The sequence below is a fragment of the Saccharomonospora piscinae genome (assembly GCF_005862235.1).
In the GTDB taxonomy this organism is placed as follows: domain Bacteria; phylum Actinomycetota; class Actinomycetes; order Mycobacteriales; family Pseudonocardiaceae; genus Saccharomonospora; species Saccharomonospora piscinae.
Genome location: NZ_VCEK01000007.1, coordinates 160342 through 185240 on the forward strand (window position 1 = coordinate 160342; position 24899 = coordinate 185240).

Sequence of the window (24899 nt, forward strand, 5' to 3'; positions counted from 1 at the left end):
CGGCACCTGGACGAACGGAGAACCGCAGTGAAGGCAGAACCCGCTGTGCAGCGTCAGTTGCTCGACCTGGCGAAGGTCGACGCCGAGCTGAACCGGGTCGCTCACCGCCGCCGGACCCTCCCCGAGCTGGCCGAGATCGAGAACGCGGAAAAGCTCCTGAGGGAGCGGCGGGACGCACTGGTGGCGGTGCAGACGTCGGCTTCGGACCTCGAACGTGAGGTCGTCAGGCAGGAGCGTGAGGTCGAGTCGGTCCGGGCACGGGCCGAGCGCGACCGCACCCTGATGCAGTCGGGTTCGGTGTCGGCGAAGCAGCTCACGGACCTGGAGCACGAACTGACGACTCTCGCGCGCAGGCAGTCGGCGCTGGAGGACGACCAGCTGGAGTTGATGGAGCGCAAGGAGGCCGTCGACACGGACGTGCAGCGCACGGCTGCCGAGGTGGACCGGGCCGAGCGCGAACTCGCCGACGCGGCGACCCGGCGGGACGAGGCGCTGGCCGATCTCGACACCACCCAGGCCCGCAGGGACGCCGACCGGGAGCGGCTGGTGCCCGCGCTGCCGGAGAACCTGGTGGCCCTCTACGAGCGCGTGCTGGCGCACAAGGGCATCGGCGCGGCCCTGCTGCGGGCCCGGCGTTGCGGCGCCTGCCAGCTCGAGCTGGACCGCAGCACGATCGCCGAGATCAAGGCGGCGCCCGAGGACGAGGTCGTGCAGTGTGACAACTGCGGCGCGATCCTCGTGCGCACTCTGGAGTCGGGGCTGTGAGCCGGCACGTCGTCGTCGAGGCCGACGGCGGCTCGCGCGGTAACCCCGGCCCCGCCGGGTACGGCGCGGTCGTGCGGGATCCCGACGGCGGAGTGCTCGCCGAACGGCAGGAAGGGCTGGGCGTCGCCACCAACAACGTCGCCGAGTATCGCGGCCTCATCGCCGGGCTGGAGGCCGCGGCGGAGCTGGGGGCGTCCACAGTGGAAGCGAGGCTGGACTCCAAGCTCGTCGTGGAGCAGCTCAGCGGTCGCTGGAAGATCAAGAATGCGGCACTGCAACCGCTGGCGCTGCGGGCAAGGGAGGTGGCGGGGCGCTTCGACCGCGTCACCTACACCTGGATTCCGAGAGCGCAGAACGCGCACGCCGACCGGCTGGCCAACGAGGCCATGGACGACCAGGCCGGAGTCCGACGACCGGCTCCGGCCGACGACGAGCCCGCCGACCCGGAGGCCGGTGCGGGGGAGCGCGAACCGACGGAGCAGCGTTCGCCGACCCGGTGGACGGGAGCGCAGGGCACTCCCACGCGACTGCTGCTGGTGCGGCACGGGCAGACACCGCTGTCGGTCGACCGGCGCTACTCGGGCTCCGGGGACGCCGCACTGACCGACCTCGGCACCCGGCAGGCGGAGGCCGTCGCCAAACGCATCGCGGGTTTGGAGCCACCCGAGGGGCCCGTGCATGTGGTGTCCTCACCGCTGACGAGGGCGACGCAGACCGCGCGGGTCGTCGCCGACGCACTGGGCGTGCCCGTCGAGACGCACCGAGGTCTGCGGGAGACCGATTTCGGCGAGTGGGAGGGCCTGACCTTCTCCGAGGCGGCCGAGCGCGATCCCGAGCTGCACCGGCGCTGGCTGCGCAACGCCTCGGTACGTACGCCCGGTGGCGAGAGCTTCGACGAGGTCCATCGCCGGGTGCGGGCCGCGCTCACCGATGTGGTGGCCCGGTTCGGGGGCGGCACGGTGGTCGTCGTCAGCCACGTGACACCACTGAAGTCGCTGCTGCGCCTCGGGCTCGACGCGGGACCGGCGCTGCTGTACCGGCTCCATCTCGATCTGGCCTCGCTGTCGGTGGTCGATCTCTACCCGGACGGCAACGCCTCGGTGTCGCTCGTGAACGACACCTGTCACCTCGCCTGAGTGGCCGATCCGGCCGGGGTAGGCTTGGCGGGTGGACGAGTTGGCCGGGCGGCCGCGGCCGGAGGTGTCTCCGGTCGAGGAAAGTCCGGACTCCACAGGGCAGGGTGGTTGCTAACGGCAACCCGGGGTGACCCGCGGGACAGTGCCACAGAAAACAGACCGCCCGGCCACACCGGCCGGGTCAGGGTGAAACGGTGGTGTAAGAGACCACCAGCGTCCCGGGTGACCGGGACGGCTCGGTAAACCCCACCCGGAGCAAGGCCAAGAGGGAGCCCAGGCTCCTGCGCAGGCGTTCGAGGACGGCCCGTCCGAGTCTGCGGGTAGGCTGCTTGAGCCTGTCGGCGACGGCAGGCCCAGATGGATGGTCGCCCATCGCCCGCCGCGAGGCGGGCGTGGACAGAATCCGGCTTACAGGCCAACTCGTCCACCTCCACGAGTCCACCTGCACGAGCGGCCCGTCAACGGAGCTGGCGACTGCGCCGTGCCCGCAGGAGGCGGACCACCAGGACCACCAGTGCCACCAGCACCACGCCCAGCACCACGGCGGTGTTCGCCACCGAGGCGGTCAGGTCCTGCAGCCACACCTGCCACGCGAACTGGGTGTCCACGCTGGTGAGTCCCCCGAGGTTCGCGGTGCCGTCGGTGAGCAGGAAAAGCGCGCCGACGCCGATGAACAGCAGGCCCGAGATCAGGCTGGTGGAGTGGGTGCGCAGTGGTCCGATCCGGACGGGACGCCCCCGTAGCCAGTCCTTGCGGCCGAGATCGAAGCGATCCCAGGCCAGCGCGAGGACGAACAGCGGCGCCGCCATGCCCAGTGCGTACAGCGCCATCAGTGTCCCGCCGTACACCGGTTGCCCGCCGGTCGCGGAGACGGTGAGCACACTGCCGAGTAGCGGCCCGGAACAGAAACCCGCCAGCGCGTAGACCGCGCCGAGCGCGAACACCGACGCGTTCGAGGAGATCCTGATGCGCGCGGTGGCGCGTTGCGCCGCGGCCGAGCCGAAGCCGAGTCCGAGGATCATCGCGAGGCCCAGCAGGACGAGGACGGTGCCGCCGACCAGCGTCGCGATTCCGCGGTACCGCGTGAGCAGGGCGCCGATCGCGCCCACGCCCGCGCCGAGCGGCACGAGGACGACGAACAGTCCGGCGTAGAAGACCGTCGTGCGCCAGGCGAGCGTGGAGAGCCGATCGAAGGCGTAGGCGAAAAACGACGGCAGCAGCAGGGCCGAGCAGGGGCTGAGCAGGCTCAGGACGCCGCCGAGAAAGGCTCCCAGCAGTCCGATCTCGGTCATGATTCGGCGTCGGCCGCGTCGATCACGGACACGAAGGTGTCGAGTGGCTGGGCGCCGAGGACGGGCTGCCCGTTGACGATGAACGTCGGCGTGCTCGACACGCCGAGGGCCGCCCCCTCCTGTGCGTCGGCCTCGATGGCGGCGTCGTAGCGGGTCGAGGTCAGGTCCGCGGAGAAGCGGTCGAGGTCGCCGACTCCGGCCTCGCGGGCGAACTCGCGCAGTGCCTCCGGGGTGAGGTCGGGATGGCCACGGTCGGGCGCGGCCGCGTAGACGGCCTCGGTGAACTCCCAGAAGCGGTCCTGGTCCGCGGCGGCGCGGCCCGCTCGCGCGGCGGTCAGCGACTGCTCTCCGAAGATGGGGAGGTCGCGCCACTCCATGCGGAGTACGCCCGTGTCGACGTAGCGCTCGACGAGGGCGGGCGAGATGTCGCGGCTGAACTTCGCGCAGAACGGGCAGCGGTAGTCCTCGTACATGACCATCGTCACCGGGGCTTGTGGATCACCGAGTGCCATGGGGTCGCCCGGCTCGCGCCGGGGCAGGTCGGCCAGCGGGTCGGCTCCCGCCGTGGCGTCCGCCGCTTCCTGCCGCGGCTGTTGCGCGCCCGCCGCGGAGTCGTCGTCCGATCCCCCGCCGGCGAGGTAGGCGATCAGTCCCACGGCGACCACGACCAGGACGACGACGAGGATCGCGTCCCGCTTGGAGGTGTCCCGTCGCGATGATGCGGACATCGGCTCTCCACTCCGCTCGAATCTGAACTACTATCCTAGATAGTAAATCAGACTCACGATCGGAGTACCCGTGGACACCCTGACGAAGCCGACCGGACGGCGGGCTCGCAGAGCGGCGCGTGCCCTCGCGATGGGAGCACTCACCCTCGCGGTGGTGGCCGTGCCGACCGACATCATCGACACGCCGCTGTTCTCCAGGGAGATCCCGGTCCGCTGGTGGGAGTACCCGGTCGTGGCGGCCACCGTCGCCCTCACGGTCGCCTGGTTCGCCATCCAGGGCCCTCCGCCCACCGCGGGTGGATCACGACGGCCGCTGGGCGGCGTGCTGCTCGCCGTCTTCGCGGTGGGGTGCCCGGTGTGCAACAAGCTCGTGCTCGTCGCGCTGGGTACTTCCGGAGCACTCGGTCTCTGGGCACCTCTGCAGCCGTTCCTCGCGCTCATCTCGCTGGCGTTGCTCACCGCGGCCGTCGTTCAGCGCCGACGGCGCGGACGGCAGAGCGCCTGCTCCTCGGACGCCTGCGCCGACCCTCAACTCGCGGCTGCCACGCAGTAGAACGCCACCAGCAGCACGACGGTCGCCACCGCCAGCACCGCGGGAACCGCGGTCAGTGCCGCGCCCACGGCATAGTCGGCGCGGACCGGCATTCGCGGGGCGAGTGCCCGCCCTTTCTCCAGCCACAACAACCGGGCGTCCACCGCGTCGCGCGACATCGCCAGCGCGGTGTCCGGTGCCTGCCCGGTCACCACCGCCAGCAACGCCGCCCGCACCGGTTCCGGCCCGTGCCTGCGGGCGGCAGCCGCGTCGGCCGCCAGTTCCACCAGCACCCGCACCGCCGAGGGAGCCTGCCGGAACAGGGGAACGAAGGGCAACGCCGTGGCGGCGATGTCGGCGGCCAGCACAAGGAGGTGGTGGCGCCCCCGCAGGTGTGCCTGCTCGTGGGCCAGGACGGCGTCACGCTCGTGCGGGTTCAGCCGGGCGACCCCGCGCGTCGCCACCACGGTGCCCGCTCGCCCGCCGACGCTGTACGCGACGGGGTCGGGGGATTCGAGCCACAGCACTCGGCCCTCGGCGCGGCCGAGGGAGCGCAGCAGCGTGACGTGGTCCCGCCCGCAGCGTCGGTGGCGGCGGGTCCTGCCGAGGCCGACAGCGATCGTCCTGACCGTGGCCGCGAGCAGCACGGCGGCGCCGGAGAGCCGTGCCACGTCGGCCCACACCACGTCGCCGTGCGCGACGAACACGTTGACGCAACTGCCCGCCATGCCGACGAGGCCGTCGAGGCCGTCGCCGGACGGGAAGGCCAGCAGCAGGCCGGCGATCGGGACGAGCAGGAGGACGGCGAGTCCCGAACTCACCCACCCGGCGAGTGCCAGCCCGGGCCGCAGCCGGGGAGTCACTGTCACCCGCAGGTACAGGGGCGCGGCGGCCCCGAGCACGACGGCCGCGGCGAGTAACCCGAGCGCGAGTGTCACGACGACTCTCCCTTCCGCAGCGCGCGTCGCAGGATGTCCGACTCCTCGGGGGTGGCCGACTCCGCGAAGTGCAACAGGACCTGCTCGACCTCGCCACTGGAGTACAGGACGTCACGCAGGAGGCGCGCGCCGACCTCCTCGCGCGAGTCGGCCGCGGTGTACTCGTAGGCGCGCCCGGCCTTGTTCCGGCGCACGTAGTCCTTGCCGTGCAGGTTGTCCAGCACGGTCATCACCGTGGTGTAGGCCAGCGGGCGGGACTGGTCCAACCGGGCGAGAACGTCGCGGACCCGCAGCGGCTTCTCCGCCGACCACAACACGTCCATCACCTTGGCTTCGAGTTCGCCGAGACCACGCATACCGTTGCACCCCTTCCGCCGCACCGATGATAGGCGCAGCTCAGCGGCTCTCATGGGCGACGTAGCCGGGGCCGCTGCCCTCGGTGCGGTCCGAGGGACCGTCTCCCGGCTCCGGCGGGAGCGGTGTGAGGAGCCTGGCCGCCGTGGCCGCCACCGGTACCTCCCAGTCCCCGTCGGCGACGACCTTCCCCGTGCGGACGTCGATCGCCGTCGACCGTCCGGCGCGGGTGCCGTATCCGGTGCCCTCGTGAGCCAGGGTGATCTCCAGGGAGCCGACACCACCGTCCTCACGCCAGAGCTGCTCGCCGCTGCCGAGGTCGAACGCGCGGGTGGTGCGGTACTGGTCGAGGCCCGAGACGACGACCGTTCCCGTGCTGGAGTCCACGGTCGTCCGTGCCTCCGGCGCCTCGCCCAGCGTGGCGATCAGCCGCCCGTGCCGGAGGTCGTGCAGGCTCGTCCGCTCGCCGCCGTCCGCGTGTGTCCAGCGCAGTGCGACGACGTCGCCGGTGGAGGCCGAGCCGGAGTCGAGCAGCTCCACCCGGCGCGGCCCGCCGTCCCAGTCCTGTGGGGCGGCCACGCTCCCGGAGTCCCACAACGTCTCCCCGGTGGCGGTGTCGACAGCCGTGACCGTGCTCCCGTCGCCGAACAGGCCGGTGCCGTGGTGCTCGTACACCGGGGCCGCGCCCTCGGCGGGCGGCTCGACCGGGGTGCCCGAGTGGGCCGCGAGCATCACGCGCTCGGACTGCTCGCCGCCGACGACCGACGGCGTGGCGTCGCCGAAGATCAGTCCGGGCCCGAGCATGGGCCCCGGCACCCGGGTGGGCCCCCACAACCGGCTGCCGTCGCGCACGTCGTAGGCCTGGGCCGACGTCCGGGTTGCGATCCTGCCCGCCCGGCTGTCGGCGTCGCTCGCGAGGACCACGGCCGCGGCCTGGTCGCCGACCCGCGTCGTGCCGTAGCCGACGCAGGCGGGGTTGGTGCGCACGCTCCACCGGGTGCTCCCGTCCCCGGCAACGCCGACGATCGACAGGTCCGCCTCGTCGTCGGCGGGAAAGACCAGGCCGACGAACATCTGCCCGCCGGTGCGCGGGACATCGTCGAACGGCGCCGTCCAGCGGGCCGGTGAGGTGTCGGGCCCGGGTGGGTCGGCGTCCGCCGGAGGAGGGGTGGCCGTCCGGGGCGTCCGGTCGACGACCGGCGTCGGCAGTGACCGCTCCGGCGCGGTCCCGGTTCCGCCGTCGCAGGCCGTCAGTGCGACCCCCGCCGCTACCGACGCTGCCGCGAGCAGTGCGAGCGTGCCCGTACCGCGATGCCGCATCGTTCCTCCCGCCATATCTACTAGGGCACATAGTAGACAGGGTGGCGGTCGGGTGGTTCAGGGTGCCGGTGTACCGGCGTTTTGTGGCGCGGTGCCCGCCGGGTCCTGGCGCAGGCCCAGTCGCAGGTGCTCGATGTGGTAGACGGCCTCGTCCAGCAGCATCGCGACGTGGCTGTCGTAGAGGCTGTACACGATGCTGCGACCCCGGCGGGTGCCGGTGACCAGGCCGAGGTTGCGCAGGAGCCGGAGCTGGTGCGACACGGCGGAGGTCTCCATGTCGACGTCGTCGGCCAGTTCGGTCACCGCGCACGCCCCCGCGCGCAGCCGGGTCAGGATCAGCAGTCGGCTGGGGGTGGCCAGTGCCTGCAGCGTCGTGGCCACCGTGGCGGCGTCCTCGGCGCTCAGGTGGGCCGGTGGCGCGTGCCCCGGCGGTTCGTGGCCCATGGCTGAAGTCTAGCGAGCGACAACAACTGAACAGGTCTTCAATTGTTCTGCTAACCTGCGCCGCATGAGCCCGAGCCACGGCCTCTCCCGGAACACGCTGTTCGGGGACCGCAACTACCGCCATCTCTTCGGCGCCCAGGTGATCGCCCTGTTCGGCACCGGACTCACCACGGTGGCCCTCGGCCTGCTGGCCTACGACCTGGCCGGTGCCGGTGCGGGGGCGGTGCTCGGCACCGCGCTGGCGATCAAAATGGTCGCCTATGTCGTGCTCGCGCCGGTGGTGGGTGCGGTCGCCGACCGGATACCGCGACGGGCGTGGCTGGTGGGCTCGGACGCGGTGCGGGCCTCGGTGGTGCTCGCCCTGCCGTTCGTGACGGAGATCTGGCAGGTGTACGTGCTGATCGCCGTGTTGCAGTCGGCGTCGGCCGCGTTCACACCGACCTTCCAGGCCGTGCTGCCGGACCTCCTTCCCGACGAGAGCCGCTACACGAGGGCGTTGTCGGCGTCGCAGCTCGCGTCGAGCATGGAGACCCTGCTCAGCCCGGTGCTGGCCGCCGTGGCACTCAGCGTGCTCAGCTTCCACTGGTTGTTCGTGGGCACCAGCGCCGGATTCGTCGTCTCGGCCGTGCTCGTGCTGACGGCACGGCTGCCCCGGGCTCGGCCGAGCACCCGGACGGGCCTGCGAGAACGCCTGGCAGCGGGAACGCGGATCTTCCTCGCGACTCCCCGCCTGCGTGGAGTGCTGGCGCTGAACCTCGCGGTCGCCGGGGCTGGTGCGGTGGTGGTGGTCAACACGGTCAACTACGTACGCGACGCGCTGGGCCGCTCGGAGGCGGACGTCGCGTGGCTGCTGGGCGCACACGGCGTGGGCACCATGCTCGTGGCGCTGACGTTGCCACGGGTCCTGGACCGGGTGCCGGAGCGGCAGGTCATGCTCACCGGAGCGGCGGCGCTGTGTGCCGGTGTGTGCTCGGCGGTCGCGTTGTCGACGGCGCAGACGGGTGAGTGGCGCTGGCCGGTCGCCGTCGTCGCCTGGATGGTGAGCGGCAGTGGCGCGGGGCTGGTGCTCACGCCGATCGGCAGGGTGTTGCGCCGCTGCGCCGACGAGGCCGACCGGCCCGCTCTGTTCGCCGCCCAGTTCTCCCTGTCCCACGCCTGCTGGCTGGTGAGCTACCCCGTCGCGGGCTGGCTCGTCACCGCGGCCGGATTCACGACGGGCTGGCTGGTGCTGGCGCTGCTCACCCTGGCCGGAGCCGTGGCCGCGACCCGCCTGTGGCCGCGACACGACCTCGTCGCGCACGACCCCGGCACCGAAAAGGGCATCGCGTTAGGGTCGTAGTCCCCGAGGGAGGTCCGCGGTGCTGGTGTTGCGTTCGATCGCGCTGTTCGTGCTGGCCGCGCTGGCGGAGATCGGCGGAGCCTGGCTCGTCTGGCAGGGCGTACGGGAACACCGGGGCTGGATCTGGATCGGAGCCGGAGTGCTCGCCCTCGGTGCGTACGGGTTCGTGGCGACCTGGCAACCGGACCCGCACTTCGGCCGCATCCTCGCCGCCTATGGCGGGGTGTTCGTCGCCGGGTCGCTGGTGTGGGGCATGGTGCTGGACGGCTACCGGCCGGACCGGTTCGACGTGATCGGCGCGTTGCTGTGCCTCTCCGGGGTCGCGGTGATCATGTATGCCCCTCGTGGATGAGCGTGGCGAGCAACAGGTGTACTCGTACCTCCTCCACGAACGGCGCATGGGCCTCCACCGCGCGGGTGAGCGATTCGGTCAGCGCGGGGCGCCGGTCCGGAGCGGGCAGCAGGTCGGCCGACATGGCCGAGTAGACCCCGCCGACGAGCTGCTCCATGCTCAGCTCGTCGGTATAGGCCACCGTCCGGGTCCGCACGGTGAAGCCCGCGTCCGCCAGCGCCGTGCGATAGGCGCGGCGGCTCTTCTCGTCCGTGCCGCACCGGGCCGTGAGCGGGTGGCCGACCCACTCGGCCAGTGCGCCGTTGAGCGCCCGCGACCACGGTGTGTCCTGCTGCCACAGTGGAAGCCCGTTGGTCACCACGGCGACACCGCCACCGGGGCGCAACAACGGCGGGAGCCGGGCGAACAGTGTCTCGTGATCCATCCAGTGCAGTGCCTGCGCGATGGTGACGCAGGCCAGCCCGCCGTCGCCGACGGCGGCATGCAGCGCGGGCATGTCGGTGTCGCCACCCAGTAGCCACAGCGCGTTGGTGACGCCGTGTTCGCCGGCCTCGGCGCGGGCGCGGGCCAGCATGTCCGCTTCCGGATCGAGGCCGATCACCGCGCCGACCCGGCCCGAGAGCGCGAGGGTGAGTTGTCCGGTGCCGCAACCGACATCGGCCACGGTGTCGTCGGGGCCGAGCGCGAACGCGTCGACAAGTCGCCGCACGACGGCATCGGGATAGCCGCGCCGGTAGCGGTGGTAGAAGTCCACGACCTCACCACGGAATCCCTGGGACATGTCACCACCGTGGCCGACCGGTGTGTGCGGGGCCACCATTTTCGTGACCAGCGAACATGCGCGCCACGGCCGCTTCCCGTCCACCGGTGCGCGGGGCTAGGGTGATCCGCATGGACCGCGCCGAAGCCCAGCAACTCGCGTCGCGCGCTCACGCGGCGCTGGAGCCGTTGCACGCGTTCGTCTACTTCGCCCCGGAGGTCGAGCAGTCCTTCACGGCGGCGGGACTGGACAGTGCACGGGGGCGATACTTCGCGGGTCGGGCGGCACCGTTGGGTGCCGTGGGGGCCAGCGTGGTCACCGCGACCTTCTACAACTTCAACCACCGGCTCGTCGCGAGGCACATCCCGCACGCCTGGTCCGTTGTGGAGCCCGCCGAGCTGGTGAAACTGCGGTTCGCCGGGGCCGAGGCGGCACTGCGGCGTCTGCTCGGGGACGCGGCGGCCTCCGACGAGGTGACCGAACTCGCCGGGCTGGTCCGCGAGGCCGCGGAGGCGTGCTCGCCCGAAGGGCGCCCGCTGTTCGCCGGTCATGCCGACCTCGGCTGGCCCGACGGGCCGGTTGCCGCCCTCTGGCACGGTGCCACCCTGCTGCGGGAACACCGCGGGGACGGTCATATCGCGGCGCTGGTCGCCGAGGGGCTGCCCGGTCTGCAGGCGCTGGTCAGCCACATCGCGCAGGGCAACAGCTTCCGGGCCGAGGCCGCGAAGAAGCTGCGCGGCTGGACCGACGAGGACTGGGCAGGCGCCGAGCAGGCGTTGCGCGAGCGTGGTGTCCTCGGCGACGACGGCGGTCTCACCGACGAGGGCAGGGCGATGCGCGCGGCGCTGGAGGAGCGCACCGACCACGCCGCGGCCGGCCCCTACCGGGCCGTCGGCGCCGAGAAGTCGGCGAGGATCGCCGAACTCGCCAAGCCGCTGTCGCGCGCGGTGCGCAAGGCGGGCGCCTTCCCGAGGGAACTTTTCACGCAGCGATCCTGAGCGGGATGCCGCGAAGGCCACCCTCACTGCGTCTCACGCAGCGAAGGTGGCCTGCACTGCACCCGCCCACCGCGAGAATCGCCCGTTCGGATGAGGCTGGCGTGCGCCACGCGGGCGACGCCCAACGGTGGTGCGGACCACTTCGCGGAGTCTGTCGTGGCCCCCGCCCAGGGCATGGTTCACTGTCTTAGCGGTCACCGACCGAGGGACTCGTGGCACACACTGTGAGGGGGATCGGCGCGGATGAGTGAGTGTCGACACCGGGGGCGGCGCCCCGTCGGGTCGAACGCGCACCGTCACGACGGTCCCGCCGGACTGGGGGACGAACTCGTCCGAGTGTGTGAGATCACGCAGGGAGGCCGAGTGGATTGGTCGTGGCTTCGGGGCAGACCTTTGACCCCCACCAGTCATCACGCCATGATGTTGTTTGAACACGGCACGTGCTGGAAACCCGGCGCGGCGCACACCGGTGCGCAGCGCTCCACACCCCGGGCACTCGGGAGTACGCGATGACCACGATGACGCTTGCGACACTCGCGCAGGCCGAGCTCGACACGGGCAACGTCCGTAACTGGATTCTGGACAACATCATCCCGCTCGTGCTGCTCGCCGTCGCCCTGCTGTTGCTGTGGCTCGGCGGTGGGAAGGGAGACAACGCGGGCGTGATGCGCAGGCTCGCTGGCGTGGTGATCGCGCTCGCGATCGTCGGCCTCGCCGTGAGCGGGCTGGGCGTCGACGTCGGCGAGTGGCTGGCCAGCCTGTTCACGAGTTCGAGTTGACGTAGGGCTCGCGCGGTGCGCATCCGAACTGACGACGAGATCTACCGCGTCGACGCGGTGTGGCTCGGTCCGCCGAAGGCGACCTTCCCGTGGCGGGCCCGCTACGTGGCCTGGGGCGTCGGGATTCCGGTCTTCCTCGTGGTTCTCGGCGTGGAACGGCAGGTCGGAATCGGCTTCGGGTTCTTCTCGACGGCGTGGGCGTTCGTCATCACCATCGCGCTCACCCGCATCATCACGTCGAAGATCAGCCACGAACGGCCACTCGGCGCGGTGTTCACCATGTGGTGGCGCGAGCTGCACTCACCGCGCGAGCGCCGGACCGGAACGGGGGGTGCCGCGAGCGCGAGCAAGATCAGAGTGAACGCCCGGCGGCCCAGACCGCGAGAACGCCGGAGAGGGGCCCGGCGCGGCGCGGCGCCCCCACCCGTCCCGTATCCGCCAGACAACCCAGCACGAGCGCACCGTCGCCCTCCGGCGGCGGTCGGGAGGTAGTCGTTGTTCGGTCGTGGCCGTAGCCGGAAAGCCCAGTACCCGGCACCAGCGCAACAGGCCGAGGGCGGCCGTCAGGGCAAACGGCTGCCCGGCGAGCAGGCCATTCCCACCTACACTCCGTCGATCGCGGCGCGGTCCATCGACGGGCACCTCCTGCGCACCGGACACGAGGTCTACGCCTGGTACCGATTGGCGCCCCAGCGCTGGTCGTTCCGGTCGGACTCGCAGCGCCGGGACCTGGTCGCGGCGATCGCGGGCCAGTACGCCGATCTCCAGGGCCGCTGGATGCACCTGCGGGTGACCACGCGGCCGTATCCGATCCGCATGTGGGCCGAGGCGCACGTCCACAACGCCCACAACCGGCCGCCGGACTCCGCGGGGGCGTTGTCGTTCGACGACTATCTCGTCGGCGAGCAGCAGCAGTTGATGGGCCGTTCGATGGCGGAGAAAGAGGTCTACATCGGGGTTCAGGTCCAGACCCGTCGGGTGATGGACCGTGCGGTCGAGCGGGCTGCCCCGCTGCTGCGCAAGATCCTCCCCGAGGCGGTGGACGCCGAACTGGCCGCGCTGGACTCGGAGGTCGAGCACCTCGACCAGGTGATGGGCGCTCCAGGGCTGGAGGGCAGGCCGGTGGAGGCCGAGGAGATGTCCTGGCTGATGCACCGGTCGTGCTCGCTGGGCCTGCCCGCGCCGAGGAACCTGCCCGCGGTGCCGGGCGCCACCTGGGAGCCCGAGGATCTCGCGAGTTTCACCGACGCCGCCGACTTCCACAGCGATCCCTACGCGCCCACGGTCGCCGTGCGGGGGCGCACCGGCTCCAACGCCGGTATCGCCCGGCATGTCGCGGTGCTCACGGTCGGGCAGATGCACGGGCTGCAGATTCCCGAGGTCGACGACCCGTGGGTGCAGCACGCCGACCGGCTGCCGTCGGCGGTGGAGTGGTCGGCGCGCATCTACGTGCGCAGGCCGGAGGAGGTCGCGGGCGAGCTGCAACGGCAGATGAACAAGGTCCGTTCGCAGGTCAAGCACTACACCGACGAGCACGACCTCGAACCGCCCCAGTCGCTGGCCCGCCAGGCGTCGCGGGTGCTGGAGATCGACGACGAGATGACGTCGGGCTTCACGGCGCTGGCCACGCGCGTGCGCTCGTGGTGGCGGCTGGCGGTGTCCGCGCCGACGGAGCGGGAGGCGCTGCGCCTGGCGCAGCAACTGCTGGACCTGTACAAACCCAAGGTCGCCATCGAGCACCCGGAGGCGCAGTACGCGCTGGCACGGGAGTTCATCCCGGGTGAGGCACTGTCGTCCGGTGCGTACCTGCGCCGGGGGTCGGTGGTCTGGGCCGCCTCGGCCGTGCCCACGGCGACGGCGGAGGTCGGCGACCGGCGCGGCATCCTGCTGGGGGAGACCTGCACGGCCACCCGCAGGCCGGTCGCGTGGGACCCGTGGATGGCCCAGGAGATCCGCGACGGCTCGGGGCTGACCGCGATGGTCGCCGGTCTCGGTGGCGGCAAGTCGTTCCTCGGTGGCGGCATCGTCTACAAGACACTCCGTGCGGGCGCGCACTGGACGATCCTCGACCCGTCGGGGCCGCTGTCGCGGTTGTGCGAGCTGCCGGAGATCCGCCCCTACGCACGGCCGATCAACCTGCTCAACGCCCAGCCGGGCATCCTCAACCCGTATCGCGTGGTGGCCGAACCGCAGCTCGAACACTTCCTCGACGAGGAGGACCCCGAGCGGGCATGGCGCAGGGAACGCGCGCTCGCGGGAGCGACCCGGCGGCGGTTGGTGCTCGACGTGCTCACCGGCGTGCTGCCCTACGAGGTGGCGCGTATGCCGCAGACCCGCATCGTGCTGTTGCGCGCGGTGCGGCGCGTGGGTGGCCGCTACGACGCCGACCCGGGCCAGGTGATCGACGCACTGCGCGGTGACTCCAGCGAGCACCACGAGCACGCCGTCGTGGTCGCGGACTTCCTCGACGAGTTGCGCGAACGCATGTCGCTGCTCATCCCGGAGGCCGACGCCGACCCCTACTCCGACACCCGCGACGACCGGCTCACCGTGCTGACGATGGCCGGGCTGACACTGCCGAAGGAGAGCGTGGGCCGGGAGCACTGGACCGACGCCGAGGCACTGGGCGTCGAGATGCTCAACCTGGCGGCGTGGCTGACGCAGCGCTCCGTGTACGAGAAGCCGAAGGAGCTGCGCAAGGGCGTCTGGATCGACGAGGCGTTCTTCCTCTCCGAGGTACCCACGGGCCGGGTGCTGATGAACCGCTTCGCCCGCGACTCCCGCAAGTGGAACGTCCGCGTGCTGCTGTCGTCGCAGATCCCCGCCGACTTCCTCCGTATGCAGGGTTTCGTGGCCCTGCTCGACTCGGTGTTCGTCGGCAGGCTGGACGACGACGACACCCAGGCCGACGCGCTGCGCCTGCTGAAGGTGCCGGTGGGGGTGGGCTACGAGCAGGTGGTGTCGGCCCTCGGCCGCAGGCCGGGTTCGCGGCGGGACGTGGAGCGCGACACCGACCCGAGACAGTTCATCTTCGCCGACGGCGCGGGCGGTGTGGAACGCATCAGGGTGGACTTCTCCGGGCCGCACCTCGACCACCTCAGGGGCGTGCTCGACACCACGCCGGGGTCGGTGTCCGCTCCCGCCGCGGCACCGCGGACAGGCCCCGCCACGAAGTCCGACCCCGACACGGACCCCCATACGGACACCGACAGGGCCGACGAGGCCGGTAACTCCGCGCCGGGTGTGGCGCAGCCGCCGGAGGACGTCATCGACGAGGACCTGGAGCGTGCGGCGGAGCTGGAGGTCGGACTCACCGAGGGCGACGTGCTGGCCGATCCGCCACCCGGCACGGAAGACCGGGGCGCTCCCGGCGGCGACACGGGCGGCGACACGGGCGGTGACATGGGAGACGGCGCCGAGACGCGGCCGGAGGAACGGCAGCACGCGGGAGCGGGCAAGGGCACCGGCAGGGGCGCCGTATGAACACGATCATGACGGTGCTGGCCGTGGTCTGCTGCGCTGCGGCGTGGCGGGCGGTGCGGGCGCGTCGTCGCGGCGAGCGCGCTGCCCCCGGTGGACGCCGGACGCCCGCGCTGGCCCTGGTCGTGGCCGTGCTCGGCCTGCAACTCACGCTCACCGCCCCCGCGTCGGCGCAGGACAGCGGCTGCGAGGTGCCGAACCCGGAACGGCCCGGCGCGGGCATGGTCGGTGCCATCGACCCACCGTCGGCCAACGGTGAGGCGGGCAGCGCCTATCTCGAACACAGCTACGCCGGCATGGTGTGGCACGTCTACGACTGCGACAACGGCGCGCTCGGTCTCGGCTCTCCCGAGTCCACGATCGACACCTGGGCCGGGAACCAGCTGTTCAACCTCGGAAAGAACATCGTCGGGGCCACGAACTCGCTGCACTACACCGTGCTCGAGGGCGGGCTGCTCAACCCGATCTACAACGCCGTCTCCGAGGGCGCCGAGACGGTCTACGACAACATCTACACCCAGCTGTTCGGGCTGTTCGCGCTGCTGCTGGCCATCCTGCTGTTCCGCAACATCTGGCGCGGCGACCTCGCCACGGTGAGCAAACGCGCCCTGTTCGCCCTGGGCGGGGTGTGGCTCGCGGCGTCCTCGATGGCCCTGCTGCGCTACTACGACGACATCGACAACGCGATCGTGCAGACCACCACGAACATCCAGGCCGGGTTCGTGGACGAGAGCGAGGACCGGGTCCTGCGTCACGTGCTGCCGACCGATCTGCACACCGAGGTGGTCTACAAGAACTGGCTGCGCGGTGAGTTCGGCGCGCCCGACTCGCCGGAGGCCGAGGAGCACGGCAGGGCGCTGCTCGACGCGCAGTCGTTCACCTGGGAGGAGATGCGCGCGGGCGACGACGCCGACGAGGCGCTGATCGAGGAGAAGAAGTCCGAGTTCCGCGCCATCGCCAATGACCTCGGCCCCGCCACCGGGTACTTCACCGGTGAGGACGGCAGCAGGACCGGGACGGGTTTCCTCGCGTTCATCCAGAGTCTCTGTTACGCGCTGTTCCAGCTGTTCGCCAAGGCCGCCGTGCTGCTCGCGCAGATCCTGGTGCGGTTGTTCACGCTCACCGCGCCGCTCATCGGGCTCGTCGCCATCCTGCACCACGACATCCTGCGCCGGGTGGGCAAGGTCGTCGGCACGGTGGCGTTCAACCTGCTGGTGCTGTCGGTCCTGGCCGGTGTGCAGGCCCTGTTGCTGCGGGCGATCTTCACGGCGGGCAGTTCGCTGTCCATGCTGACGCAGCTCGTGGTCGCCGGGTTGATCACCGTCCTGCTGTTCATGGTGGGCAAACCGGGCAAACGGCTGTGGCAGATGGTGGAGATGTCGGTCGGCATGGTCGGTGCCGCCGTACCCAGTCCTCGCGGCGGGCTGCTCTCCCGGTTCCGGCGGGGCGGCGACCAGCCGAGTCCGCAGGACGAGTTCTGGAAGACCGTCGCGGAGGACGACCGCGACGAGGGCGGGGCCGCCACCCGGGGCACGGGCGGCGTGCTCTCCGGAGGCCGCAACCGTCCTGAAGCGACGGTGACGGCCACGGCCGAGCGGCTCGACACCCGCTCGGGCGCCGGGGCGCACCCAGCGACGGTGTGGGCCGGAGGCGGCGGTCGCGCGGCGTTGCCCTCGGCGGGCAGCGCGGAGTCCGGCGTCTTCGGCGGATACCCGCCGAGCCGGTCGCCGGGTGACTACCTGAAACAGCGGGATCCGATGGCGGCGTACTCGGGCGGCCGCAGGATGACTTCCCCGGCGGTGAGTGAGCACGGCTGGGACCGGGCCGACGACGTCGATCCCGTTGTGGTCCCGTCGCGGCTCGCCTCGACGGGTGTTTCGGCGTCGGCGCCGTCACCGGCGTCACCACAGCCGGCACCGGAGCGTGCCGCCGTGCCGCAACCACGGCGGGTGGAGCACGAGATGGTGGCGGGCAAACCCGTCTTCGTGCTGTACCGGCCGTCGCGCGGCCTTGAGGTCCGGGACGACGGCCGCGACACCGACCGCGTGGTCCGGTAGGGGGTCGTCGACATGCCCATCCGCACCAACCGGGGCCGGGCCGCGGTGTACCGGCGCCTCTGGGGCTTTCCCATGCGGTCGCCCTCGCACCTCGTGGGCACGGTCATCCTGGTCGCCGCCGTCCTGATCGCCGCGGGGATGCTCGTGCCGAGACTCGTCGGAGACAGCGCCGGCGGTGGCGCGGGCCCGGTCACCCCGGGCGCCGCGGGAGCGTCGTCGGACGAGGCGTCACCGGAGACCGATGGCGGGCCGTCGGCCACGCTGGACCGGGAGGCGCTGCCGACGCGGTTGTCCGAACCACTGGCAACGCCGTCGGAGACCGAACCCGCTCCCGAGGCACTGCGCAGGGCACGGGAATGGGCCGAGGCATGGGTGACGCGGCCCGCGGACGGGTCGGCGGAGACGTGGCTCGACGGGCTGCGCCCCCTGACCACCCCGGAGTTCTGGCCCCAGCTGCGCAGCGTGGAGCCCGACAACATCACGGCCACGGAGGTCGTGGGGGAGCCCGAGGCACGGCAGGCCCATCCCAAGTCGGTGGAGGTCGAGCTCACCACCGACGGACCCGGGCTGCTCGTCACCGTCGTCGACACCGACACCGGGTGGCGCGTGTCCGACTACACCGAGACGGAGGAGTGAGGCGCCGTGCGAGCCGGGCTGCTGATCGGTTTCGTCGCCGCCGCCACCATGACCGTGCTGGTGGCGGCCGGTGCGGTTCTGGTCATCGACAGCCAGCGCCAGCACGCCCACGCCACACCGGTGAGCTGCAACGCCGCACTGGGCCCGACCCAGCCCGGCCAGCAGGGGCGGGGCGCCACCGACGCGGGCAACCTCGCGGGCGAGCAGCTCGACACGGTGTCGCGCATCATCTCGATCGGCCAGGAACGCGACCTCTCGCCGAGGGCGTGGCAGATCGCCATCCAGGCCGGCATGACCGAGTCGGGCCTGCGCAGCCTCGACTACGGTGACCGCGACTCGCTCGGCATCTTCCAGATGCGGCCGTCGATGGGGTGGGGCACGCCCGCGCAGGTCACCGACCCGACCTACGCCATCAACAAGTTCTACGACGTTCTGGAGGCCATCCCCGGCTGGGAGAGCCTGCGGCCCGGCGACGCGGCGCAGGCCGTGGAGCGTTCGGCGTTTCCGGACCGCTACCACGAGTGGGAGCCGATGGCGGTCTACCTGGTGGAGACCATGGGCGAGGTGCCCGACGCCACGGGCTGCGGCCCCGGCATGGGCTCGGCACTGCCACCCAACGAGCAGGCGGGCCAGGCCATCGACTTCGCGTTGGAGGAGCGGGGCAAGCCGTACGTGTGGGGCGCGGTGGGCCCGGATTCCTACGACTGTTCGGGGCTCATGTTGCGTGCCTACGAGTCGGCGGGCATCACCCTGCCGCGCGTGTCACGCGACCAGTACCAGGCGGGCGCGATGCTGCCGGTGGAGCAGGCGCAGCCGGGCGATCTCGTGTTCTGGGCCTACGACTCGGCCGACCCGGCGACCATCCACCACGTGGCCCTGTACATCGGGGACGGCACCATCGTGGAGGCGCAGCAGTCCGGGGTGCCCGTACACACGCGGGCGATCTCGTGGGACGAGGCCGGTCTCGTGCCGCAAGCGGTGCGGCCGGGAGTGTGAGGAGGAGGCCCGTGGCCAAGAAGTGGGGCAGGCGCAGCAGGGCGAAGAGCCCGGTCGTGGTGCCGCAGGCGTTCGACGTCGAGTCCGCGTTCCCGCCCGCGGCGTCGCGCCAGGGACGGGGGCGGGCGCCGGTGTCGAGCACACCGCTGGCCGACCAGCTCGGCGGTGACGCGCCGGGAGTCAGCGAACACTACGTCGTGCTGCCGCGCTCGCTGGCCGAGGACATGCCGTTGCCGTGGCAGCAGCAGCTCGCGTCCCTGCTCGGCCAGTTTCACGACACCCACCGGGGGTTGTCGTGGCCGACCTACCGCGTGGTGCCGTCCCGGCCGGAACGTCTCGTCGACCTCGACGAGGAACAGCTCGCCGAAGCGGGCTACCTCGTCGAGCTGGACGCCGACGGTGAGCTGGTCTACCGCGACCGCACCGGCCGCCGCGTGACCGACCCGGAGGCCACGGTCGCGCTGGTGCCGTGTCTCGACCCGATCGCGGCGCGACGCGAGGCGGCGAGCCCGGCCGGCTCACCCGAACCCGCCGACCCGGCGCCCCGGGGGCGTGCCCGGCCGGGCGCGGCGCCCATGAACATCGGACCGCAGCCGGTGTGGCGCACCACGCCAACGACCAACACGGCCACCACGGCGCAGTCCCGCCCCGCCGCGCCGCCGCCCGCGCCTCCCGCACAGCCCACACAGCCCACGGCACCGTCACCGGCCACGCCGACGCCGCGGGAGCCGGGCGCGGGAGCGGGACAGCGCGACTGGTTCGAGCTGGCCGACGGCGCCGACCCCGCCGCGCGGGCGGCTGGTTCGGCGCCGCCGAACCCGGATTCGGCGACGGAGCAGGCCACCGAGTCGCCCGCGCCGGAGTTCGGGCCGACCGGCGACGAATCCACCGAGATTCCGTACCGCTACCGGCACTGAGAGCGACGTACGCTGACGGGTATGGCAGCCAAGAGCAACGACCCGAACCCGCCGTCCGGCTGGTGGTACAACACACGCACCGGCGAGGTGGAGCACGGTGAGCTGTCGCGGGCCATCGACCTGATGGGTCCGTACCCGGACGAGGCCACCGCACGGAATGCCCTGGAGATCGCCCGCGAGCGCACGCGACGCGCCGACCGCCGGGAGGCCGAGTGGGAGGGCGAGGACGTTGACGAGCTCTGACGAGCTGTGACGGGCTCTGACGAGCGCTGACGAGCTCTGAGGCGGGCACACCGGCGCCCGGCGGGGTTAGTGTCGAGGTGTGGCTCTGGTGGCGCACGGCCAGGGCGCCGGCGACTTCGCCTCGCTGCGCGCCGAGTTCGCCCTGCCGGAGTCGTTCCCCCCGGACGCGCTCGCGGAGGCGGAGGTCGTCGCGGGTGATCCGCTGACCTGCCCTGGGCGGCGCCGCGATGCCACCGAGCTGCCGCTCGTGACCGTCGATCCTCCCGGAGCGAAGGATCTGGACCAGGCCATGCTGCTGGCGCGGCGGGGTCGCCGTGGCTACCGCGTGTACTACGCGATCGCGGACCTGGCCGCGTTCGTCCCGGTGGGTGGGCGACTCGACGCCGAGGCCCGGCGCCGGGGGCAGACGCTCTACCTGCCCGACGGCAACGTGGGGCTGCATCCACCGATCCTGGCCGAACACGCGGCCAGCCTGCTGCCGGGCGTGGTGCGCCCGGCAGTGTTGTGGACGATCGATCTCGATTCGGCGGGCGAGGTCACCGCCGTGCGGGTCGGCCGGGCCTGGGTGCGGTCGGTGCGCAGGCTCGACCACGACTCGGTGGCCGCGGCACTGGCCGACGGCACGGCACACCCGTCGGTCTCGCTGTTGCCGGAGCTGGGCAGGCTGCGCCGGGAGCACGCGGCCGGGCGGGGCGCGGTCGAGCCGCAGGTACCGGAGCAGCGCGTCCGCCAGGGCCCGGACGGGGACTGGGCGCTCACCCGCAGGCCCAGGCACGCGGTGGAGGAGTGGAACGCCGAGATCTCGCTGCTGACCGGTATGGCCGCCGCCCAGCTCATGATCGGTGCGGGTGTGGGGGTGCTGCGCACCGTCCCCGAGGCGGGGGCGGACGCGGTGAACTGGCTGCGGCGATCGGCCAGGGCGCTCGGTGTCGACTGGCCCCACTCGGCGGGAGTCGCCGAGGTGCTGGCCGGGCTCGACCCCGCCGACCCCGCCTCGCTGGCGTTGCACGCGGGAACCGTGCGGCTGCTGCGAGGGGCGGGTTACACGGCGTTCGACGGCGACCTGCCCGGCGAGGTGGGACACGCGGGCATCGGCAGCCCGTACACCCACGTCACGGCCCCGATCCGCCGGCTGGTGGATCGCTTCGCCTGCGAGGTGTGTCTCGCCGTGGCCGACGGCAGACCGGTCCCGGAGTGGGTGCGCGTGGCGCTTCCCGAACTGCCCCGCCTGATGGGGGTGTCGGACTCGGTCGCCGCGCGGGTGGAGAAGGCGTGTCTGGACCAGGTGGGGACCTGGGTGCTCGCGGGGCGGGTGGGCGGCACGTTCGGTGCCGTGGTGCTGCGGGGCGAGGGCCCGGGCGGCGGTGCGGCGGAGGTGTTCGTCGACGACCCGCCGATGCTGACCCGCTGCTCCGGGGTCACCGCGCCCGAGGGCAGCAGGATCACCGTGCGGCTCACCCGAGTGGACGGACCCGAGCGGAAGGTGTGGTTTGAGCAGGCGTGAGAGTGAGCCCGCCGACGAGCGGAGCCGGGGCTGGACCGACGAGGAACGCGCGCTGCGCGAGCGGGTGCTCGGCGGGCACGGCGTGGTGGTCAACGTCCGCCGGTCCGGCCCGCACCGCCACCTGGTGCCGTGGCTGGTGGAGCACGACCTGCTGACGTACGTGGGGCACCGGGGCAACCGGCACGGATGGCCGGAGTCCGACTTCGCCAACCCGTTCGTCGCGGAGGCGAAGCGGGACCGGGAGGAGATGGTGCGCCACTACCGGCGTTACCTGCGTGAGCGACCCGAGCTGCTGCGCAGACTGGACGGGGGAGAGCTGCGCGGTCGCGCGCTCGGCTGCTGGTGCGCCCCGCAGCCGTGTCACGCGGACGTTCTGGTGGAGTACACGGCATGAGAGACGATCTGGGTGCCGACGTCACCCTGCCGCGCGCTCCGCGCCGGGTGGTGTCGCTGGTGCCGTCGCTGACGGAGGCCGTGGCCACCACCGTGCCGGACGTGCTGGTGGGGGCCACCGACTACTGCTCGCATCCCGGTGACCTCGCCGTGGCCAGGGTCGGCGGTTCGAAGTACCCGACGGTGGACGCCGTGCTCGACTGCGCGCCGGAGCTGGTGCTGGCCAACTCGGAGGAGAACCGGCCCGAGGACGTGCGGCGGCTCCGGGAGGCGGGAGTGGCCGTGTGGGTCACGGCGGCGCCCGCCACGGTGCCGAAGGCGCTGGCGTCGCTGCGAGCGTTGTTCACCCGCGCGTTCGACGCGGGCGTGCCCGGCTGGCTCGCCGAGGCCGAGCGGGAATGGCGGGAGCCCGCGCCGGTGACGACCCGCGCGGTGGTGCCCGTGTGGCGCAAGCCGTGGGTGGTGCTGGGGCGCGACACCTTCGGCGGCGACGTGCTGCGCAGGCTCGGGATCGGCAATGCCTACGACGGCCACGACGACCGTTACCCCCGCCCGCCGCTGGCCGAACTGCGCTCGCGCTTCGCCGAAGGGGACGCCGAGCTGCTGGTGCTGCCGGACGAGCCCTACCTGTTCACCGACGACGACGGTCCCGGCCACTTCCCCGGGGTGCCCTACGCGCTGGTGTCCGGGCGCTTGCTCACGTGGTACGGCCCGTCACTCGCGGGGGCGCGACGGGAGCTGGCGGCGGCCCTCACGCCGGTGACCCGGTGACTCCGGTGACCTCGTCGCCGAGCGCGTCCGTGGCCCGGCGCAGCGCGGCCAGCATGCCGGGGTCGGTCACCGCGTGCCCCGCGCCCTCCAGCATGGTCAGCGTCGAGTCCGGCCACGCCCGGTGCAGCTCGAACGCCGTGACGGGAGGGCACACGAGGTCGTAGCGGCCCTGCACGATGTGGCCGGGGATACCGGCGAGCCGGTGTGCGTCGCGCACCAGCTGACCCTCGTCCAGCCATGCCCGGTGGCTGAAGTAGTGCAGCGCGATCCGCGCGAACGGCACCGCGAAGGCCGGTGCGCTGTACCCGCGCAGGTAGCCGTCCTGCGGGACGACGGACACGACCGCGCCCTCCCACGCGCTCCACGCCACGGCCGCGCGCTCGGCCGCGGCCCGGTCGGGGCCCTCGACCAGCTCCCGGTAGGCCGCGAGCGGGTCGTCCCGCCCGGACGGGGGCACGACGTCCACGTAGTGCCGCCACTGTTCGGGAAACAGGTGGCCCGCCCCGCCCCGGTACAGCCAGTCCAGCTCCGTGGACCGCGCGGTGAACACCCCGCGCAGCACGAGCCCGCTGACCCGCTCGCGATGCGTCTCGGCGTAGGCCAGCGCCAGCGTGGCCCCCCAGGAACCACCGAGCACCAGCCACCGGTCGATGCCCAGGTGCTCGCGCAGCAACTCCATGTCGGCCACCAGATGCCACGTCGTGTTCACCGACAGATCGGCAGCGGGGTCGCCGACGTGTGGCGTGCTGCGGCCGGAACCGCGCTGGTCGAACTGCACGACGCGGTAGCGGGCGGGGTCGAAGTGCCGCCGGGTCAGGGGATCACTGCCGCTGCCGGGCCCGCCGTGCAGCACGACGGCCGGCCTGCCCTCGGGGTTGCCGCTGACCTCCCAGTACACCCGGTTGCCGTCTCCGACCTCCAGCATTCCCCGCGCGTGCGGTGAGATCGCCGGATACAGCTCCGGTTCCGTCTGCGTTGCCTCCGGCATCGGCTCGGCACCCTCCTGGACTCGCACGGACACGGACACACGGACAGGACCAGGCACCGGACGTGGCGCCTGGTCCTGTCCGAGGATTCTGTCAGTGGAAGGTGTGCTCGGGAGCGGGGAACGTGCCACCGCGGACGTCGTCGGCGAACGCCTTCGCCGCCGTGGTGAGCGTTCCGGCGAGGTCGGCGTACTGCTTGACGAACCTCGGCACCCTGCCGGGACGCAGCCCGGCCATGTCCTGCCAGACGAGCACCTGCGCGTCGCAGTCCGGTCCCGCGCCGATGCCGACGGTCGGCACGTGCAGCTCGTGGGTGATCTGCTTGGCGATCTCGGCGGGCACCATCTCCATCACCACCGCGAACGCGCCGGCGTCCTGCAGGGCGAGCGCGTCGGCGATCAGCGCGTCCCCCGAGGCGCCGCGCCCCTGCACCCGGTAGCCGCCGAGGTTGTGCTCACTCTGCGGCGTGAACCCGATGTGGCCCATCACCGGGACCCCGGCCCCCGTGACCGCCTCCACGTGGGGCGCGAGACGCCTGCCGCCCTCCAGCTTCACGGCGTGCGCGCGGCCCTCCTTCATGAACCGGGCCGACGTGGTCACCGCCTGTTCGACCGAGGCCTGGTAGGAGCCGAACGGCAGGTCGGCCACCACGAGCGAGGTCGTGACCGAGCGCGTCACCGCACGAACGAGTGGCAGCATCTCCTCCACGGTGACCGGCAGCGAGGACTCGTAGCCGTAGACCGTGTTGGCCGCCGAGTCGCCCACCAGCAGCACGGGAATGCCCGCGTCGTCGAACAGGCGGGCGGAGTAGGTGTCGTAGGCGGTGAGCATCGGCCAGGGCTCGCCCCGCTGCTTCAGCTCCCGCAGGTGGTGGATGCGCACCCGCTTGCGGGTGGACGGGCCCGGGGAGCTGCCTGGTCCCGTTCCGTACGGTGCCGGGCTCTCGGGCGTCCCCGCCGGGCCTGCGGTGGTGCCGGTGTCGTGAGACATCGCTGTCGACCGTCCTTCCCTCGAGGCCGCGGCGCGGTCCCCGGGTCGTGGATCGTGGGCAATTCCCAGCGTCCCACCAGGGAGAATGCTGCCCAAGGGTGCTGCGACGAGGTTCACAGCCCTGGCCGTACCCGCCATGCCGGACGCCGAGAGTCACCAGTTGCCTACCACGACAGCGTGACGGCGTGG

The 24899-nt window shown here is 72.3% G+C and carries 26 protein-coding genes and 1 other RNA gene; 18 read left to right on the plus strand and 9 right to left on the minus strand.

Annotated features, from left to right (window positions below; translation table 11 throughout):
- Positions 1–27: 27 nt before the first annotated feature.
- The 3 genes from FFT09_RS22360 (at position 28) to rnpB (ending at position 2328) form a co-directional block, all read left to right on the plus strand.
- On the plus strand, positions 28–765 hold the full coding sequence (locus FFT09_RS22360; RefSeq protein ID WP_081193800.1) for a zinc ribbon domain-containing protein: 738 nt from the start codon (positions 28–30) through the stop codon (positions 763–765).
- Positions 762–1901: a bifunctional RNase H/acid phosphatase gene (locus tag FFT09_RS22365; protein WP_138383925.1), complete on the plus strand. Its 1140-nt coding sequence runs from the start codon at positions 762–764 to the stop codon at positions 1899–1901. Before FFT09_RS22360 ends, FFT09_RS22365 begins: the two co-directional genes overlap by 4 nt.
- Before the next feature lie 36 nt (positions 1902–1937).
- An RNA gene (gene rnpB, locus FFT09_RS22370) (RNase P RNA component class A) lies at positions 1938–2328 on the plus strand.
- Between the two features lie 31 nt (positions 2329–2359).
- Here the strand turns inward: rnpB and FFT09_RS22375 are convergent.
- Both FFT09_RS22375 and FFT09_RS22380 read right to left on the minus strand, forming a co-directional pair.
- Entirely contained in the window at positions 2360–3193 is an 834-nt protein-coding gene (locus tag FFT09_RS22375) for a cytochrome c biogenesis CcdA family protein (RefSeq protein ID WP_138383926.1), read from the minus strand.
- A complete protein-coding gene (locus FFT09_RS22380) occupies positions 3190–3921 on the minus strand; it encodes a DsbA family protein (protein ID WP_138383927.1) in 732 nt (243 codons plus the stop codon). The genes FFT09_RS22375 and FFT09_RS22380 overlap by 4 nt, the downstream gene beginning before the upstream one ends.
- Positions 3922–4051: 130 nt before the next feature.
- Between FFT09_RS22380 and FFT09_RS22385 the strand changes: the two genes are divergently transcribed.
- Positions 4052–4474 carry a hypothetical protein gene (locus FFT09_RS22385; RefSeq protein WP_138383954.1) on the plus strand — a complete coding sequence of 141 codons (423 nt, stop codon included), beginning with the start codon at positions 4052–4054 and terminating at the stop codon, positions 4472–4474.
- On the opposite strand, the gene FFT09_RS22390 is transcribed toward FFT09_RS22385, so the two are convergent.
- Genes FFT09_RS22390 through FFT09_RS22405 form a run of 4 tightly spaced genes read right to left on the minus strand, consistent with a single transcriptional unit; the run spans position 4450 to position 7509 of the window.
- Positions 4450–5391, minus strand: a complete 942-nt coding sequence (locus FFT09_RS22390) for a M56 family metallopeptidase (protein ID WP_138383928.1) — start codon at positions 5389–5391, stop codon at positions 4450–4452. The genes FFT09_RS22385 and FFT09_RS22390 overlap by 25 nt on opposite strands.
- Positions 5388–5747, minus strand: coding sequence for a BlaI/MecI/CopY family transcriptional regulator (locus tag FFT09_RS22395; RefSeq protein WP_024877568.1), 360 nt, complete (start codon positions 5745–5747; stop codon positions 5388–5390). Before FFT09_RS22395 ends, FFT09_RS22390 begins: the two co-directional genes overlap by 4 nt.
- A 40-nt stretch (positions 5748–5787) precedes the next feature.
- Positions 5788–7080, minus strand: a complete 1293-nt coding sequence (locus FFT09_RS22400) for a PQQ-like beta-propeller repeat protein (protein ID WP_244231465.1) — start codon at positions 7078–7080, stop codon at positions 5788–5790.
- 42 nt (positions 7081–7122) lie between these two features.
- Complete coding sequence (locus FFT09_RS22405; RefSeq protein ID WP_081193812.1) at positions 7123–7509, minus strand: ArsR/SmtB family transcription factor; 387 nt, start codon at positions 7507–7509, stop codon at positions 7123–7125.
- Between the two features lie 64 nt (positions 7510–7573).
- Between FFT09_RS22405 and FFT09_RS22410 the strand changes: the two genes are divergently transcribed.
- Together FFT09_RS22410 and FFT09_RS22415 are read left to right on the plus strand one after the other, a co-directional pair.
- On the plus strand, positions 7574–8848 hold the full coding sequence (locus FFT09_RS22410) for an MFS transporter (protein ID WP_081193814.1): 1275 nt from the start codon (positions 7574–7576) through the stop codon (positions 8846–8848).
- 19 nt (positions 8849–8867) lie between these two features.
- Positions 8868–9200 carry a YnfA family protein gene (locus tag FFT09_RS22415; protein WP_081193816.1) on the plus strand — a complete coding sequence of 111 codons (333 nt, stop codon included), beginning with the start codon at positions 8868–8870 and terminating at the stop codon, positions 9198–9200.
- On the opposite strand, the gene FFT09_RS22420 is transcribed toward FFT09_RS22415, so the two are convergent.
- Complete coding sequence (locus FFT09_RS22420; protein WP_081193892.1) at positions 9178–9981, minus strand: class I SAM-dependent methyltransferase; 804 nt, start codon at positions 9979–9981, stop codon at positions 9178–9180. The genes FFT09_RS22415 and FFT09_RS22420 overlap by 23 nt on opposite strands.
- A gap of 110 nt (positions 9982–10091) precedes the next feature.
- Here FFT09_RS22420 and FFT09_RS22425 point away from each other — a divergent pair, with 110 nt between their 5' ends.
- The 12 genes from FFT09_RS22425 (at position 10092) to FFT09_RS22480 (ending at position 22734) form a co-directional block, all read left to right on the plus strand.
- Entirely contained in the window at positions 10092–10958 is an 867-nt protein-coding gene (locus FFT09_RS22425) for an SCO6745 family protein (RefSeq protein ID WP_081193818.1), read from the plus strand.
- Between the two features lie 509 nt (positions 10959–11467).
- The gene (locus FFT09_RS22430; protein ID WP_024877560.1) at positions 11468–11737 is read left to right on the plus strand and encodes a hypothetical protein; all 270 of its coding nucleotides are present in this window, start codon (positions 11468–11470) and stop codon (positions 11735–11737) included.
- A 15-nt stretch (positions 11738–11752) separates the two neighbouring features.
- Entirely contained in the window at positions 11753–12229 is a 477-nt protein-coding gene (locus tag FFT09_RS22435; RefSeq protein WP_138383929.1) for a hypothetical protein, read from the plus strand.
- A gap of 3 nt (positions 12230–12232) precedes the next feature.
- Positions 12233–15220, plus strand: a complete 2988-nt coding sequence (locus FFT09_RS22440; RefSeq protein ID WP_138383930.1) for an ATP-binding protein — start codon at positions 12233–12235, stop codon at positions 15218–15220.
- On the plus strand, positions 15217–17274 hold the full coding sequence (locus tag FFT09_RS22445; protein ID WP_138383931.1) for a magnesium transporter: 2058 nt from the start codon (positions 15217–15219) through the stop codon (positions 17272–17274). Before FFT09_RS22440 ends, FFT09_RS22445 begins: the two co-directional genes overlap by 4 nt.
- A 12-nt stretch (positions 17275–17286) precedes the next feature.
- Positions 17287–17910, plus strand: coding sequence for a hypothetical protein (locus FFT09_RS22450; RefSeq protein WP_081193824.1), 624 nt, complete (start codon positions 17287–17289; stop codon positions 17908–17910).
- Positions 17911–17916: 6 nt separating this feature from the next.
- Positions 17917–18906 carry a C40 family peptidase gene (locus FFT09_RS22455; RefSeq protein WP_138383932.1) on the plus strand — a complete coding sequence of 330 codons (990 nt, stop codon included), beginning with the start codon at positions 17917–17919 and terminating at the stop codon, positions 18904–18906.
- Between the two features lie 11 nt (positions 18907–18917).
- Positions 18918–19823 carry a hypothetical protein gene (locus tag FFT09_RS22460; protein WP_138383933.1) on the plus strand — a complete coding sequence of 302 codons (906 nt, stop codon included), beginning with the start codon at positions 18918–18920 and terminating at the stop codon, positions 19821–19823.
- A gap of 21 nt (positions 19824–19844) precedes the next feature.
- Positions 19845–20066: a hypothetical protein gene (locus FFT09_RS22465; protein ID WP_024877553.1), complete on the plus strand. Its 222-nt coding sequence runs from the start codon at positions 19845–19847 to the stop codon at positions 20064–20066.
- A gap of 79 nt (positions 20067–20145) precedes the next feature.
- Positions 20146–21570: an RNB domain-containing ribonuclease gene (locus FFT09_RS22470; protein ID WP_081193832.1), complete on the plus strand. Its 1425-nt coding sequence runs from the start codon at positions 20146–20148 to the stop codon at positions 21568–21570.
- Complete coding sequence (locus FFT09_RS22475) at positions 21557–21964, plus strand: DUF4326 domain-containing protein (RefSeq protein ID WP_138383934.1); 408 nt, start codon at positions 21557–21559, stop codon at positions 21962–21964. Before FFT09_RS22470 ends, FFT09_RS22475 begins: the two co-directional genes overlap by 14 nt.
- Complete coding sequence (locus FFT09_RS22480; protein ID WP_081193836.1) at positions 21961–22734, plus strand: helical backbone metal receptor; 774 nt, start codon at positions 21961–21963, stop codon at positions 22732–22734. Before FFT09_RS22475 ends, FFT09_RS22480 begins: the two co-directional genes overlap by 4 nt.
- Here the strand turns inward: FFT09_RS22480 and pip are convergent.
- Positions 22715–23722: a prolyl aminopeptidase gene (gene pip, locus FFT09_RS22485; RefSeq protein WP_138383935.1), complete on the minus strand. Its 1008-nt coding sequence runs from the start codon at positions 23720–23722 to the stop codon at positions 22715–22717. The genes FFT09_RS22480 and pip overlap by 20 nt on opposite strands.
- Before the next feature lie 91 nt (positions 23723–23813).
- The gene (panB, locus tag FFT09_RS22490) at positions 23814–24710 is read right to left on the minus strand and encodes a 3-methyl-2-oxobutanoate hydroxymethyltransferase (RefSeq protein ID WP_081193838.1); all 897 of its coding nucleotides are present in this window, start codon (positions 24708–24710) and stop codon (positions 23814–23816) included.
- Between the last annotated feature and the right edge of the window lie 189 nt (positions 24711–24899).

Coding starts and splice junctions, on each gene's coding strand:
- FFT09_RS22450 (WP_081193824.1), top strand. CDS start 17,287: ATGCCCATCCGCACCAACCGGGGCCGGGCCGCGGTGTACCGGCGCCTC.
- panB (WP_081193838.1), bottom strand. CDS start 24,710: ATGTCTCACGACACCGGCACCACCGCAGGCCCGGCGGGGACGCCCGAG.
- FFT09_RS22480 (WP_081193836.1), top strand. CDS start 21,961: ATGAGAGACGATCTGGGTGCCGACGTCACCCTGCCGCGCGCTCCGCGC.
- FFT09_RS22380 (WP_138383927.1), bottom strand. CDS start 3,921: ATGTCCGCATCATCGCGACGGGACACCTCCAAGCGGGACGCGATCCTC.
- FFT09_RS22395 (WP_024877568.1), bottom strand. CDS start 5,747: ATGCGTGGTCTCGGCGAACTCGAAGCCAAGGTGATGGACGTGTTGTGG.
- pip (WP_138383935.1), bottom strand. CDS start 23,722: ATGCCGGAGGCAACGCAGACGGAACCGGAGCTGTATCCGGCGATCTCA.
- FFT09_RS22420 (WP_081193892.1), bottom strand. CDS start 9,981: ATGTCCCAGGGATTCCGTGGTGAGGTCGTGGACTTCTACCACCGCTAC.
- FFT09_RS22445 (WP_138383931.1), top strand. CDS start 15,217: ATGAACACGATCATGACGGTGCTGGCCGTGGTCTGCTGCGCTGCGGCG.
- FFT09_RS22410 (WP_081193814.1), top strand. CDS start 7,574: ATGAGCCCGAGCCACGGCCTCTCCCGGAACACGCTGTTCGGGGACCGC.
- FFT09_RS22385 (WP_138383954.1), top strand. CDS start 4,052: ATGGGAGCACTCACCCTCGCGGTGGTGGCCGTGCCGACCGACATCATC.
- FFT09_RS22465 (WP_024877553.1), top strand. CDS start 19,845: ATGGCAGCCAAGAGCAACGACCCGAACCCGCCGTCCGGCTGGTGGTAC.
- FFT09_RS22400 (WP_244231465.1), bottom strand. CDS start 7,080: ATGGCGGGAGGAACGATGCGGCATCGCGGTACGGGCACGCTCGCACTG.
- FFT09_RS22425 (WP_081193818.1), top strand. CDS start 10,092: ATGGACCGCGCCGAAGCCCAGCAACTCGCGTCGCGCGCTCACGCGGCG.
- FFT09_RS22430 (WP_024877560.1), top strand. CDS start 11,468: ATGACCACGATGACGCTTGCGACACTCGCGCAGGCCGAGCTCGACACG.
- FFT09_RS22375 (WP_138383926.1), bottom strand. CDS start 3,193: ATGACCGAGATCGGACTGCTGGGAGCCTTTCTCGGCGGCGTCCTGAGC.
- FFT09_RS22405 (WP_081193812.1), bottom strand. CDS start 7,509: ATGGGCCACGAACCGCCGGGGCACGCGCCACCGGCCCACCTGAGCGCC.